General features: G+C 32.1%; 11 protein-coding genes. All 11 read left to right on the top strand.

The window, feature by feature from the left end; all coding sequences use genetic code 11:
- The first annotated feature begins 65 nt into the window (after nt 1-65).
- The 11 genes from KGF41_RS03900 (at nt 66) to KGF41_RS03850 (ending at nt 14,080) form a co-directional block, all read left to right on the top strand.
- Nucleotides 66-1,427: a uracil-xanthine permease family protein gene (locus KGF41_RS03900; protein WP_227434739.1), complete on the top strand. Its 1,362-nt coding sequence runs from the start codon at nt 66-68 to the stop codon at nt 1,425-1,427.
- A 73-nt stretch (nt 1,428-1,500) separates the two neighbouring features.
- On the top strand, nt 1,501-2,895 hold the full coding sequence (locus KGF41_RS03895; protein WP_227840342.1) for an amidohydrolase: 1,395 nt from the start codon (nt 1,501-1,503) through the stop codon (nt 2,893-2,895).
- 61 nt (nt 2,896-2,956) lie between these two features.
- Nucleotides 2,957-3,427, top strand: coding sequence for a (2Fe-2S)-binding protein (locus tag KGF41_RS03890; protein WP_227434737.1), 471 nt, complete (start codon nt 2,957-2,959; stop codon nt 3,425-3,427).
- Nucleotides 3,428-3,429: 2 nt separating this feature from the next.
- A complete protein-coding gene (locus KGF41_RS03885) occupies nt 3,430-5,646 on the top strand; it encodes a molybdopterin cofactor-binding domain-containing protein (RefSeq protein ID WP_227841595.1) in 2,217 nt (738 codons plus the stop codon).
- A 94-nt stretch (nt 5,647-5,740) separates the two neighbouring features.
- The gene (locus KGF41_RS03880; RefSeq protein ID WP_003424384.1) at nt 5,741-6,412 is read left to right on the top strand and encodes a flavodoxin family protein; all 672 of its coding nucleotides are present in this window, start codon (nt 5,741-5,743) and stop codon (nt 6,410-6,412) included.
- A gap of 125 nt (nt 6,413-6,537) precedes the next feature.
- Nucleotides 6,538-7,470, top strand: a complete 933-nt coding sequence (locus tag KGF41_RS03875) for a hypothetical protein (protein WP_227841596.1) — start codon at nt 6,538-6,540, stop codon at nt 7,468-7,470.
- 610 nt (nt 7,471-8,080) lie between these two features.
- On the top strand, nt 8,081-9,295 hold the full coding sequence (dpaL, locus tag KGF41_RS03870) for a diaminopropionate ammonia-lyase (RefSeq protein ID WP_227829395.1): 1,215 nt from the start codon (nt 8,081-8,083) through the stop codon (nt 9,293-9,295).
- Nucleotides 9,296-9,433: 138 nt separating this feature from the next.
- The gene (locus KGF41_RS03865; RefSeq protein ID WP_227829394.1) at nt 9,434-10,621 is read left to right on the top strand and encodes a YgeY family selenium metabolism-linked hydrolase; all 1,188 of its coding nucleotides are present in this window, start codon (nt 9,434-9,436) and stop codon (nt 10,619-10,621) included.
- Between the two features lie 139 nt (nt 10,622-10,760).
- On the top strand, nt 10,761-12,131 hold the full coding sequence (gene hydA, locus KGF41_RS03860) for a dihydropyrimidinase (protein ID WP_227856368.1): 1,371 nt from the start codon (nt 10,761-10,763) through the stop codon (nt 12,129-12,131).
- A gap of 17 nt (nt 12,132-12,148) precedes the next feature.
- Nucleotides 12,149-13,555, top strand: a complete 1,407-nt coding sequence (locus KGF41_RS03855; protein WP_227829392.1) for an amidohydrolase — start codon at nt 12,149-12,151, stop codon at nt 13,553-13,555.
- A 78-nt stretch (nt 13,556-13,633) separates the two neighbouring features.
- Nucleotides 13,634-14,080: a (2Fe-2S)-binding protein gene (locus KGF41_RS03850; RefSeq protein WP_227829391.1), complete on the top strand. Its 447-nt coding sequence runs from the start codon at nt 13,634-13,636 to the stop codon at nt 14,078-14,080.
- The last annotated feature ends 27 nt before the right edge of the window (nt 14,081-14,107 follow it).

The raw sequence follows: 14,107 nt of genomic DNA, 5'->3' as shown, positions 1-14,107 counted from the left end.
AATATTTATAGAAAATAATTATAAAATATTTAGTCAAGATATTTATGTATGGGAGGATTTATTTTATGAAAACACGTAATACTTCAAAATATGATGTGGATGGGATACCACCACTAAAGGAATCGGTACCTTTAGCTTTACAACATTTGTTAGCAATGATAGTAGGAAATATGGTGCCTGCAATATTAATAGCAAACGTGGTAGGACTTAACCAGGGGCAAGCGACGATGTTGATTCAAGGTTCTATGTTAGCAGCAGGTTTGGCAACGTTTTTACAATTATATCCAATACCTTTATTTAAAGGATTTAAATTAGGTTCAAGATTACCTGTAATGATGGGAATGAGTTATGTATTTTTAGGAGCTTGTCTTTCTGTAGCAGCTAAAGATGGCTTAGCAGCTTTATTTGGAGCACAAATTGCTGCGGGGGTAATCGTATTCTTTGTAGGCTTTGCAGTTAAGAAAATTAGACATATATTCACTTCTATAGTTTCTGGAACTATAATAGCATGTATGGGACTTGGATTATTTGCAACAGCTATAAAGAATTTAGCAGGAGGAGAAGGTGCACAAACGTTTGGAAGTCCAATAAATTTTATAGTAGGAGTTATAGTTGCTTTTGTAATAATAATGATAAATAAGTATGGTAAAGGCTTAGTTAAAAACTCTTCAATATTAATTGGGATATTAGTAGGATATGCTATATCTTTAGTTTTAGGATTAGTTGATTTTTCTGCAGTTAAAGGTGCAGCTATAGTATCTTTACCAACACCAGCGGCTTTTGGATTGGAATTTAGACCAGAGTTAATAGTAATGTTTACTATTATTTACATAATAGGTATAGCTGATATGATGGGTGCGTGTACAATAGCAACAATAGGTGCAATGGACAGAGAGGTAACTGATGAAGAGTTATCATCAGTTGTTTTAGGAAACTCTGTAACTTCTATAATTTCATCACTATTTGCAGCTCTTCCAACTGGAGTATTCAGCCAAAACACAGTAATTGTATCTATGAATAAAGTTACAAGTAGATTCGTAATAGCATTAGGAGCACTTGTATTATTACTAGCAGGAATATCTCCAGCACTAGGAGCAATAATGACAACTATACCATCTTGTGTTGTTGGTGGAGCAACTTTAGTAGTATTTTCATCAATAGCGATGTCTGGTTTCTCTATTATGAGTATGGATGGTTTTACTGAAGAAAACAATCTTATAGCAGGAGTATCTATAGCAACAAGCATGGGTCTTACAACTGCTCCACAAGTTTTAGACCAATTTCCAGCGACAATTGGAACTGTTCTAGGAGGCTCAAGTATAGTTTCTGGAGCAATAATAGCTATATTACTTCAAACACTATTTAAACTAAAAGGAAGTAAGAAGGCTGAAAACGTTACTTCAAATCTTGAGGAAAATATTGGATAAATGTATTAGATATGATATGAGAAAGCTATGTGATAAAATGTTGTAATGAAAGTATAAATAAGGGGGATTTAAGATGATTGATATACTAATAAAGAATGCAATAGTTGTTACAGTTAATAAAAATAGAGAAGTTATATTTGATGGAGCAATAGCTATTCAAGGTGACAGAATCTTAGATATAGGAAATACAGCTGATGTTGAGGTGAAGTATCCTGACGTTAAAAAAGTTATAGATGCTAAAGGAAAAGTGATATTCCCTGGATTTATAAACACTCATAATCATTTATTCCAAGTATTATTAAAAGGTCTAGGAGACGACATGGCACTTCATGAATGGTTAAACACAATGATGTTTCCATCAGCAAAATTCTTAACAGAACAAGATACTTATGATGCTGCAATGCTTGGATGTATGGAAGGTTTAAAAAGTGGTATAACTACAATGGTTGATTATATGCATACACATAATAGACCAGGACTTACAGATGGAATAGTAAAAGCATATAAAGACTTAGGTATAAGAGGAGTAGTGGGTAGAGGCTGTATAGATTTAGGTATTCACAAAGAGCTTATAGAAGATGTGGAAACGGTTGAAAAAGATTTGAGAAGAGTATTTGAAAAATATCACAATTCAGAAAATGGAAGAATAAAAATTTGTGTAGCACCTTCTTCAATGTGGGCTATATCTGAAGAAATGGGTAAAATGCTTTGGAATATAGTCAAAGAGTATGATTCATACTTCACGGTTCATATTTCTGAAACTGAATTTGCAAGAACAGCAACAAAAGATATACATGGGGAAATAGATATAAAATTACTTGAAAAATGGGGAATAGTAGGCCCAGAAGTTGTAGCAGTGCATTGTGTATGTATAACTGATGAGGACATGGAAATGCTTAAAAAGTACGATATAAAAGTTTCTCATAACGTTGCAAGTAATATGTATCTTGCTTCTGGAGTTGCACCTGTTCCAGAAATGTTAAAGAAAGGGATAAATGTAAGCTTAGGTCTTGATGGTGCAGCAAGTAACAATGCACAAGATATGGTAGAGCTTATGAAATTAACAGCTTTGCAACATAAAGTAAACAACTGCGACCCTCTTGCAATTTCTGCAGAAAAAGTTCTTGAAATGGCTACAATTGAGGGGGCAAGAACTCTTAGAATGGAAGATGAAATAGGTTCTTTAGAGGTAGGAAAAAAAGCTGATTTAGTAATATTTAACTCAATGCTTTCTCCAAAATCAATACCTCTTCACAATCCTGTATCAACTTTGGTATACTCAGCTAGTATGCACAATGTAGAAAGTGTTTTAGTTGATGGAAATATAATACTTGAAAATGGTAGAGTAACTACAATTGAAAGTGAAGAACAAGTCTTATTGAATGCTCAGCATGCAGCAGAAGAATTATGTAAAAGAGCTAATGTAACTAATAGAATGGAAGGACATAAGTGGAATAGCTTATACTAATATGAAAATAAGCTTGTAATAATATTCTATTACAACATTAGTTTATCTGTAGGAGGAGAAAATGGAAAAAATAAAATTAAATATTAATGATTACATGTATGAAGTAGAAGTTGAAAAGAATGAAACTCTTTTGCATGTACTTCGTGAAAAATTAAATCTAACTGGAGCGAAACAAGGTTGTAATAGTGGCAGTTGTGGAGCATGTAAAGTTTTGATAGATGGAGTAGATATAAAATCTTGTAAACTTCTTGCAAGGAACTGTGAAGATAAAGTTATATACACTATAGAAAGTTTTGCTAATGGAGAAAATCTTCATCCGATACAAGAAGCTTTTATAGAAGTTGGAGCTGTACAATGTGGATATTGTACTCCTGGCATGATTATAACTACACAAGCTCTTTTAAATAGAAATTCATCTCCTAGTGAAGATGAAATTAGAGAGGCTTTTAAAGAAAATCTCTGTAGATGCACAGGATATATAAAAATTATAGAAGCTGTAAAATTATCTGCAGCTAGATTAGGAGGTAGATAGTTATGGAAAAAATCATAGGAAAATCATACCCTCTAAAAGATGCAGCTTTAAAAGTTACTGGTCAAATGAAGTATGTAGCGGACATGAAACCTCAAAATGCACTTCATGCTAAAATGCTTTTAAGTCCTGTAGCACATGCAAAAATAAAAAGTATAGATACAAGTGAAGCTGAGAAAATCGTTGGAGTTAGAGCCATAGCTACTCATCTTAATACATCACAGAGAAAATATAATGGCTCTTTACGATTTTATGAACATAATATACCTGAAAATGAAGTTATTTTTTCAGATACAGTTAGATTTGTAGGTGACCGTGTAGCAGCAGTTGCAGCAGAGACACCAGAAATAGCAGAAAAAGCTGTAAAACTTATAAAAGTGGAATATGAAGAATTACCAGCTGTATTTACTATACAAGATGCAATAAAAGAAGATGCTATATGTATACATGGAGATTCAAACATGGTTTCTCAAAATAATATAAATGGTGGAGATGTAGAAAAAGGTTTTAAAGAATGTGACTACATCTTTGAAGACGAATACTCTACTCCTGCTATACATCATAGTGCAATAGAAACTCACAGTGTAATTGCACACTATGATTATAATGATAAATTAATTGTACATACACCTTGCCAAAACACATTTGGTTTCAGAATAATATTATCTCAAATTTTTGGGATGTCATTAAATAAGATAAGAGTTATAAGACCTGCTATTGGAGGTTCATTTGGTGGAAAACTAGAAATGACAATTGAGCCAGTAGCAGCAGCATTGTCAAAAATGACGAGAAGACCAGTTAAAATGGTTCTTACAAGAAAAGAGTCTATGATATCAACAAGAACTCGTCATGGGTCTTTTGTAAAACTAAAAACTGGTGTAAATAAAGATGGAGAAGTAATAGCACAGGAGATAAAAATATATACAAATACAGGTGCATATGCATCAAGTGCTTTAAATGTTATAGGCGCACTTAGCCATAAAGTGTTTAAAGTCTATAAAATACCAAATATAAAATTTACTGGAATACCAGTATATACAAATACACCAATAGCAGGAGCCATGAGAGGTTATGGTTCACCTCAAATATTTATGGCTCAACAAGCTCAATTTGCAAAAATAGCTAAGAAAATAGGTATGGATTTAGTAGATTTTCAAAATAAGAATGCTGTAGAACCAGATGATGTTGATATAATCTTCCACGGTTCTCTTGGAAATCCTAGAGTTCTTGACTGTATTGAACAAGGTAAAAAAATGTTTAAATGGGATGAGAAGAAAGCTCTTCCAAAAGAAGAAGGAAATTATTTAAGGGGTATAGGTATGGCAATAGGTGCACATGGTAATGGAGTTTTTGGTGCACATAGAGATGTTGTCACATTGACTCTTAAATTAAATGAAGATGGCACATTAACACTACTTACAGGAGCACATGATATGGGTAATGGTGTTGTAACTATGCAAACAATGATGGTAGCTGAAGTTTTGGGAATAACTCCTGATAAAGTTGATACTTTTGAAACAGACACTGATGCATGTACATTTAATCTTGGAGATTATGCAAGTAGAGGTGTATTTGTAGAAGGTGGAGGAGCTAAAAAGACAGCAGAAAAATTAAAGACTTTAATACTGGAAGAAGCAGAAAAATTACTTGAAACTTCAAAAGAAGAGTTATATCTAGATAATGGATATGTAATCAGTAAACTTGATGAAAATATTAAAGCATCATTATCTGATGTTGCAGTATATAGTCAAAGTAAGTCTTTGAGAGAATTGACAGTTGTTGAGGATTATTCTTCTCCGGCAGGTCTTACTTCTTATGGTGTACATTTTGTTGAAGTTTTAGTAGATAAAGAAACTAAAGATGTAAAAGTAGTCGATTTTGTAGCCGTACATGATGTTGGTAGAGTTATAAATCCTCTAAATTTAGAAGGTCAATTAGAAGGCGGAATTCATATGGGGTTAGGTTATGCGTTAAGTGAAGAGTTAGCCTTTGATGAGCAAGGAAGACCTAAAGTTACTGATTTTAAAAATTATAAATTATTTAGAACTGTCGATATGCCAAAGTGTCAAGTTGCATTTGTAAATAGTTATGAAAAAGCTGGACCATTTGGTGGTAAGAGTATTGGTGAATGTGCTGTTGTACCAGTTGCACCTGCTGTGGCAAATGCAGTATATGATGCAACTAATGTAGAGATACATTCATTGCCAATAAAATTAAAATAATAAAGCTTAAAATAAAAATTCAAATTTAAAATGAAACTTTATTAAAATTATAGAAAGCAATAAAAATAGATTTATTTGATGAGGAGATATTGTTATGGCAAAGATATTAGGTATTTGTGGAAGTCCACGTAAAGGAGCAACAGAATATGCAGTATTAGAAGCTTTGAAAGAAGCTGAAACTATACCTGGTATAGAGACTGAGTACTGGTCAGTTAGAGGAAAAAAAATAAGTCCTTGTGTACATTGTGATGCATGTATAAGAAAAGAAACTATGTGTATCATAAAAGATGACATACAAGAATTAGAGCAAAAAATATTAGAAGCGGATGGAATTATAGTGGGTTCTCCAGTGTATGATATGAATATAACTGCTCAACTTACAGCAGTATTTAATAGACTTCGTCCTATGTATTTAGTTCATCCAGGAAAGCTTCAAAATAAAGTTGGAGCAGCTATAACTACTGGTGGAACTAGATATGGTGGTCAAGAATTAACAAAACTTCCTATAATAAATTTCTTCTTAATGCATGAAATGTTAGTATCTGGAGGATTAGGTGGATGCTATATAGGCGGTACAATATGGAGTAAAGATGGAAAAGCAAAAGGAGCTCAAGAAGACGAAACAGGTATGGACACAGTAAAAAGACTTGGAAAAGGTGCTGCAGAAGCAGTAATGGTTTCTAAGTTTGGTCTTGAAAAATGGAATGTTGTAAAAGAAGAATTAGATGTTAAAAAAGATGAAAAATCCCCTCTTAGAGACCATTAAAAAGAGTTTACCAATCTCTTTGGACTTGACATTCATATAAGCTAGTTTTAACCTATAAAGGTACACCATTGGAGTACTAAAATAAATTGGTTTGAGATGTAATGGCCTAAAAGGATGGTAAGAATATGAAAAAAATAGTTGTTCCAATTATTATATTGTGTTCGGTTATGTTAAGTGCGTGTAATGATAAAACATCACAAAAATTAAGTAGTAACTCTGATTTTGATGGGACGGTATTGGAAGTTAATGCTGATGGAAATATGAACAATAGTGATTCTGTTGAACTTGGTGTGCCTCTGTCCTCTTTGTCACCATATGAGGAGCCTGCAAAAGTAGCCATCAAAGAACAATTGGGAGTGAAAGTTCCAGGAGAGGCTAAAATTACTTCCTCGAGTTTTGACAAAACAGATTCTTCTTTAATCTTTACTTGGACAGTCAAGGGAAAAAACGAATACACAGATTACTATTCCGTATCATTTGATAATGTCAACATTAAAAAAGGAACAGGAGACGTGATTTATGTACGTTCACAAGGAGTGGCAGCATCTATGTTAACTGAAAAATTGACTGTATCTGCTATAAATTCGTTTTCAAATATGCTTAATACACATATACCAGAAGGGAGCAAACTTGTTGTTGATATATCAGCATATGATGGTGAGCGTTCTGTTTCTTTTAACTGGTGGGAACCTAAACAAGATATGAAAGCAACTGTTGCTAAATATTGTGCTGGCTATGAACAGGTAAACTCTAATTATAGTGATGCTACCTTGGTGCTACTTGAGACAGTTGAGGAAGAAAACTTGCTTAATAAAGGGAAATACACTGATAATGAAATACAAGAAATGAGAAAATCTGCAGAAGCATTTACTTTTTCAAAAAAAATAAAGACATCTGGATATGCCAGATATAAAATTGAAACTCCAGGAGAAAGAGGAAATGTAGCATTTTACTTTAATTTGAAAAATAATAAGTATAAATCTGCAATCATTTATGTAAATGCTAAAGGTAAAATTGTTGGTTTTGCTTTATCAGCAAATACTGCAACTGAAAACTAAGTTGATACAGTTACAGAAGGTCAGCTATTTATTCAGATTGCTGTCTTATTCTAACTTAGCTTTATAAAACGAGTTTATAAAAAGTTTTGGTGTAGTGTTAGAAAGAGAACATAAATGCCCATAATGTTTAGGTTTGTGATATATCATAAGTACTTATATACATACGAGTCGAATTTTTACTATTTACTCAGTAAAAGTGGGTGTCTCAAAATGAACTTTTTAGTTCATGAGACACCCTTTTTTGTATGAAATCAAATATATTTTCATCATTTCAACAATGAAAAAGAAGCTTATATCTATTTTGAGACAGCTCCTTTTATGTATTTTGTTAAAATTTCTATGTCAAAAAATACATAAGGAATACATTTTAAGTATTAATTTTTAAATTTTAAAAATGAGAATTAAAAAGTGAGAAGATAAAAAAGGTTTTTTTATTATCAAATTCTATATACATTAGATAATCCAATAGATAAAGGTAAAAAAAGTTGAAAGTATTGCAAATTCTATGCTAAATAGCTATAGAAAAATATTCGATATATGTTAAGTGTTGGCATGTTAATTGCTAATATATAGAGTATAAAAATTTAACAATAATTTGGAGGTATTTTAGATGCTAAAAGAAATTAAATGGAAAGTAAACAATCTGCCAAAGGGCGATAAGGAAAATTGTATCAAATTTTTAAATGAAGAAGAAATAACTAAGGTTAGAAACTTCCATAAAAGCTTTCCTCAATATAAAGAAACTCCATTAGCAAATCTAGAAGGTTTAGCAAAAAAATTAGGTGTTGCAGGAGTATATGTAAAGGATGAATCTTACAGATTTGGATTAAATGCATTTAAAGTTTTGGGTGGCTCTTACTCTATGGGTAAATACTTAGCTCAAAGATTAGATACAGATATATCAGAGTTAGGATATGAAAAATTAATTTCAAAAGAAATAAAAGAACAATTAGGAGAAATAACTTTCTTTACAGCTACAGATGGAAATCATGGTAGAGGAGTTGCTTGGACAGCTAATAAATTAGGTCAGAAATCTGTTGTATTAATGCCAAAAGGTTCTTCTGAATTTAGATTAAATAAAATCAAGGGAGAAGGTGCAGATGCTAGTATAACAGACCTAAATTATGATGATGCAGTAAGATTAGCTAATGATTATGCAGAAGCTGATGACCATGGTGTAATGGTTCAAGATACAGCATGGGACGGATATGAAGAAATACCAGCATGGATAATGCAAGGATATGGAACTATGGCTCAAGAAGCTATAGAACAATTAAAAGAATATGGCGTAGATAGACCAACACATGTATTTGTGCAAGCAGGAGTTGGTTCACTTGCTGGTGCAGTTCAAGGATATGTTGCTTCAATATATGACGAATGCCCGATAACAGTAGTAGTAGAAGCTGATGAGGCAGATTGTTACTATAAATCAGCAGAAGCAGGAGATGGAAAACCAAGATTTGTAGGTGGAGATATGCCAACTATAATGGCAGGTCTTGCTTGTGGAGAACCAAATACTATAGGATTTGAAGTATTAAAAAATCATGCAGCAGCATTTGTTTCAGCACCAGACTGGGTTTCTGCTAAAGGTATGAGAACATTGGGAAATCCTTTAAATGGTGATGAAAAAGTAATCTCTGGAGAATCTGGAGCGGTTACAACTGGTCTTTTAATAGCAGCTATGGAAAGAGAAGATTTAGCTGACTTAAGAAGAGATTTAAAGTTAGATGAAAATTCAAGAATACTTTTAATAAGTACAGAAGGAGATACTGACCCTGATAAATACAGAAGTATAGTTTGGGATGGAGAGTATCCAAGTATATAGACGATTATTAAAATATTATATTCATCAAATAACAATTTACATATTAAAAAGATATATAAGTTCTAAAATTTAGAAATTATATAAATTATAAAGACTTAAATTAAAATATATATTTATAAAATCTAGGGGGATAACGAAATGCTAAATGAACAAAGAAAACAAGAAGTAACTGAGATATGTCAAAAATTAATCCAAAATCCTAGTTCTTCTGGAAATGAAGAAGGGGTTGTAAAAGCAATAGAAGAATCTTTTGAAAAATTAGGTTTTGATAGCTGGTCAAGAGATAGATATGGAAATATAGTGGGATGCATAAAAGGAAATAGACCAGGTAAAAAGATATTATTTGATGGTCATATAGACACAGTTCCAGTTCCAGATGCAAGTAAATGGAGTGTTCCTCCTTTTGAAGGAAAAATCGTAGATGGAAAGATATATGGTAGAGGAACTTCTGATATGAAAGGTCAGTATACTGCAATGATGTCTGCTGTAGCGTATTTTGCTAAAGACACTAATAAAGATTTTGCTGGAGAACTATATGTAGCAGGAGTTGTTCATGAAGAAATATTTGAAGGAGTTTCAGCTAGAGAAATAAGTAAAGCTGTTAAACCTGATTATGTTGTAATAGGAGAATCTTCAGAATTAAACTTAAAGATTGGTCAAAGAGGTAGAGGAGAAATAGTTGTAGAGACTTTTGGTAAACCAGCTCACTCTGCTAATCCAGAAAAAGGTGTAAATGCAGTTTATAAAATGGCTAACGTAATTCAAAAAATACAACAATTAGTACCTCCAACTCATCCAGTGTTAGGTGATGGAATATTAGTTTTAACAGACATAAAATCTTCTCCATATCCAGGAGCATCAGTAGTGCCAGATTACTGTAAAGCTACTTTTGATAGAAGATTATTGGTTGGAGAAACAAGAGAAGGAGTACTAGCTCCAATACAAGCATTATTAGATGAAATGATGAAAGAAGACTCAGAATTAAATGCAAAAGTTTCTTATGCATCTGAAAAAGCTGACTGTTATACAGGAAATACTATAGAAAGTGAAAGATTCTTCCCAGGTTGGCTATATGATGAAAATGATGAATTTGTTCAAGCAGCATACAAAGGATTAAAAGAAGCTGGAATAGATTCAGAAATAACTCAATACTCATTCTGTACAAATGGAAGCCATTATGCAGGTGAGGCTGGAATAAAAACTATAGGATTTGGTCCTTCTAAAGAAAATCTTGCTCATACAATAGATGAGTACATAGAACAAGAACAATTATTTATAGGAACAGAAGGTTACTATGGAATATTAAAATCTGTATATGGAAAATAATATTTAGTTCACAATAAATTATTTAAATATAGTCTAGAGGTGCTAAATATAGCACCTTTGGCAAACATAAATTTATGTAAATAATATAAAATTAAAATACTAAGAGAATTTACTAGAGCTTAAAAGTTAGGAGGTATATATGGGAACAATACTAAGAGGTGGAACTATAATTACCTCTGATAAAACTTATATAAGTGATTTAAGAATAGAAGATGAAAAGATAATTGAAATAGGAAATAATTTAGAAATAAATAATGATAAAGTAATTGATGCTACAGGGAGACTTATAATTCCTGGAGGTATAGATACACATACTCACTTTGATATGAATGCAGGCTCTATAACTACTGCTGATAACTTTAAAACAGGAACAAGAGCGGCTATAGCTGGAGGGACTACTACTATACTAGATTTTGCAGAATCAAGTGAAGGAGAAAATCTAATACAGGGTATAAAAACATATCATAAAAAAGCAAGTGGAAATTGTTATTGTGACTATGGGTTTCACATGACAATCACATGCTTAGATAAAGATACATTTACGCACATGGAAAAGCTTATTTCAGATGGAATAGTATCCTTTAAAATGTATATGGCATATGAAGGTATGAAAGTAGATGATGGAACAATATACAAAGTGCTAAAGGAAGCTAAAAACCTAGGTTGTATAGTTGAATTTCATTGTGAGAATGGAGATTTATTGGATGCATTAATAGAAGAACGTTTACAAAATGGAGATTTAGAACCTAAATATCATCCACTTACAAGACCAAACATAGTTGAGAAAGAGGCTGTTTCAAGACTTGCTGATATAACTGAATTGTCAAACTCAAAATCATATGTAGTTCACCTAAGTTGTAAAGAGTCACTAGAAGTTGTAAAGATAGCTAGACAAAAAAGTGTAGATATGATAGTAGAAACATGTCCGCAATATCTATTATTAGAAGACAGTTTATACAATAAGGATGAGTTTGAGGCAGCTAAATATGTAATGTCTCCTCCACTTAGAAAAAAAGAAGATATAGATTTTCTTTGGAAAGGCTTGTCTGAGGGCGATATTCAGACCGTGGGTACAGACCATTGTTCATTTAATTTTAAAGGTCAAAAAGATTTGGGAATTGATAATTTTAGTAAAATACCAAATGGAGCACCAGGTGTTGAACATAGGTTATCTCTTTTATATACATATGGGGTTTTGGAAAATAGAATAAGTGTAAATAAATTTGTAGAAGTTACTTCCACAAATGCTGCTAAAATATTTGGGATGTATCCTAAAAAAGGTGAAATAGCTGTAGGAAGTGATGCAGATATAGTGATTTTAAATACAGATAAAGAAGAAATAATCAGTTATAAGAATCAAAAACAAAATGTAGATTATACTCCATATGAGGGAGTTAAGGTCAAATGTAAAGTTGAAGATGTTTTTTTAAGAGGAAAGCATATAGTACAAAGTTGTAATATCGTGGAGCAACCAACAGGTCAATATATTAAAAGAAAAATTACTAAATAATGCGGGGGGAAATAAGAATGATAGATATACTTATTAAGAATGCCATAATAGTAACTGTAAACAAAGAGAGAGAAGTTATTTTTGATGGGGCATTAGTAGTAAAAGATAACAAGATTGCAGATATTGGGAATTCTAAAGAAATAGAAAGTAAGTACACTGATGTTAAAAAGGTAATAGATGCTAAAGGCAAAGTCCTATTCCCAGGTTTTATAAATACACATAATCATTTATTCCAAACTTTATTAAAAGGGTTAGGAGATGATATGGTACTTAAAGATTGGCTAGAAACTATGACATTTCCAGCAGCCAATTATTTAGAGCCAAAGGACACTTATGATGCTGCAATGCTTGGCTGTGTGGAAGGTCTTAGAAGTGGTATAACAACAATGGTTGACTATATGTACCCTCACAGTAAACAAGGTCTTTGTGATGGAATAATAGATGCTTATAAAGAATTAGGAATAAGAGGAATACTTGGAAGAGGATGTATGAATACAGGTGCTCAATTTGGAGTTCATCCTGGAATAATGCAAGATGTAGAAACGGTTGAAAAAGATGTAAGAAGATTGTTTGAAAAACACCACAATACAGAGAATGGAAGAATCAAAATAGGAGTAGCTCCAGCAGCAATATGGTCAAATTCTCAAGAAATGCTTGAGATGCTATGGAGAGTAGTAAAAGAATATGATGATGCTTTATTTACAGTACATATATCAGAAACTCCTTTTGATAGAGAAGCAGCAAAAGAATTGCATGGGCAATATGACATAGATGTTTTAAAGAAATTAGGAATACTTGGACCAAATGTGCTTATGGTACATTGTGTATATTTAACTGAAGAGGATATGGAACTTACTAAAAAATATGACATGAAGGTATCTCATAACACAGCAAGTAATATGTATTTATCTTCAGGAGTTGCACCAGTACCAGAAATGCTTAAAAAAGGAATAACAGTTAGCTTAGGCGTAGATGGAGCTGCTAGTAATAACTCTCAAGATATGCTTGAACTTATGAAATTAACAGCACTTCAACATAAAGTTAATAAATGTGACCCATTAGCAATGTCAGCAGAAAAAGTTCTTGAACTAGCGACTATAGATGGAGCAAGAGCTATTGGAATGGAAGATGAGATAGGTTCATTAGAGATTGGTAAAAAAGCAGATTTACTAATATTTAATCCAATGCTTTCACCAAAAGCAATACCTATGCATAATCCGGTGTCTACATTAGTATATTCTTCTAGCATGAAAAATATAGAGAGTGTTATAGTGGATGGAAATATAATAATGGAAGACTCAAAAATATTAACAACTAATGAAGAAAAAGTATTAAAAGATGCTCAAGATACAGCTGAGAGACTTTGTGTAAGAGGAGCTATAAAGAATAGAATGGAAGGTCATAAATGGAATAACCTTTATTAATAAATATAATATTATTCTTAAATAAATTAAGTGTAGTATAGACTTTAACTTAAAAATATTAGTTTTGAGGTGATTTATTTGATTATCAAATGTACCATAAATAATAAAGAAAAAGAATTGAATATAAGACCAGATGATTTTTTAGCAGATACATTAAGGGAAAATGGATATGTAAGTGTTAAAAAAGGATGTGATACTGGCTCATGTGGTCTATGTACAGTAATGGTAAATGACAAAGCTGTGTTGTCTTGTAATTATCTTACTGCTAGAGTAGAGGGACAACGTATTACAACACTTGAAGGCGTAGTAGATGAAGCTAAGAAATTTGGGGATTTTCTTGCGGATGAAGGAGCTGACCAATGTGGATTTTGTGCTCCTGGATTTATAATGATGGTTTTAGCAATGAAAAGAGAACTTCAAAATCCAACAGAAGAAGAAGTTATAGATTATGTAAATGGAAATCTTTGTAGATGTACAGGATATAAAGGTCAACTAAGAGCAATACATAAATATTTGAACACTTAAACTTTTTAAGTGAAAATTAAATTGATA

Origin of the sequence: Clostridioides sp. ZZV14-6150, from assembly GCF_020657875.1 — a bacterium.
Lineage (GTDB): Bacteria > Bacillota > Clostridia > Peptostreptococcales > Peptostreptococcaceae > Clostridioides.
This window is presented reverse-complemented; position numbering and strand designations above follow the sequence as displayed.

What these genes read in the sequence shown, in the direction of transcription:
- KGF41_RS03875 (WP_227841596.1), top strand. Translation starts at nt 6,538, where the DNA reads ATGAAAAAAATAGTTGTTCCAATTATTATATTGTGTTCGGTTATGTTA.
- hydA (WP_227856368.1), top strand. Translation starts at nt 10,761, where the DNA reads ATGGGAACAATACTAAGAGGTGGAACTATAATTACCTCTGATAAAACT.
- KGF41_RS03890 (WP_227434737.1), top strand. Translation starts at nt 2,957, where the DNA reads ATGGAAAAAATAAAATTAAATATTAATGATTACATGTATGAAGTAGAA.
- KGF41_RS03900 (WP_227434739.1), top strand. Translation starts at nt 66, where the DNA reads ATGAAAACACGTAATACTTCAAAATATGATGTGGATGGGATACCACCA.
- KGF41_RS03880 (WP_003424384.1), top strand. Translation starts at nt 5,741, where the DNA reads ATGGCAAAGATATTAGGTATTTGTGGAAGTCCACGTAAAGGAGCAACA.
- KGF41_RS03855 (WP_227829392.1), top strand. Translation starts at nt 12,149, where the DNA reads ATGATAGATATACTTATTAAGAATGCCATAATAGTAACTGTAAACAAA.
- KGF41_RS03895 (WP_227840342.1), top strand. Translation starts at nt 1,501, where the DNA reads ATGATTGATATACTAATAAAGAATGCAATAGTTGTTACAGTTAATAAA.
- KGF41_RS03865 (WP_227829394.1), top strand. Translation starts at nt 9,434, where the DNA reads ATGCTAAATGAACAAAGAAAACAAGAAGTAACTGAGATATGTCAAAAA.
- dpaL (WP_227829395.1), top strand. Translation starts at nt 8,081, where the DNA reads ATGCTAAAAGAAATTAAATGGAAAGTAAACAATCTGCCAAAGGGCGAT.
- KGF41_RS03885 (WP_227841595.1), top strand. Translation starts at nt 3,430, where the DNA reads ATGGAAAAAATCATAGGAAAATCATACCCTCTAAAAGATGCAGCTTTA.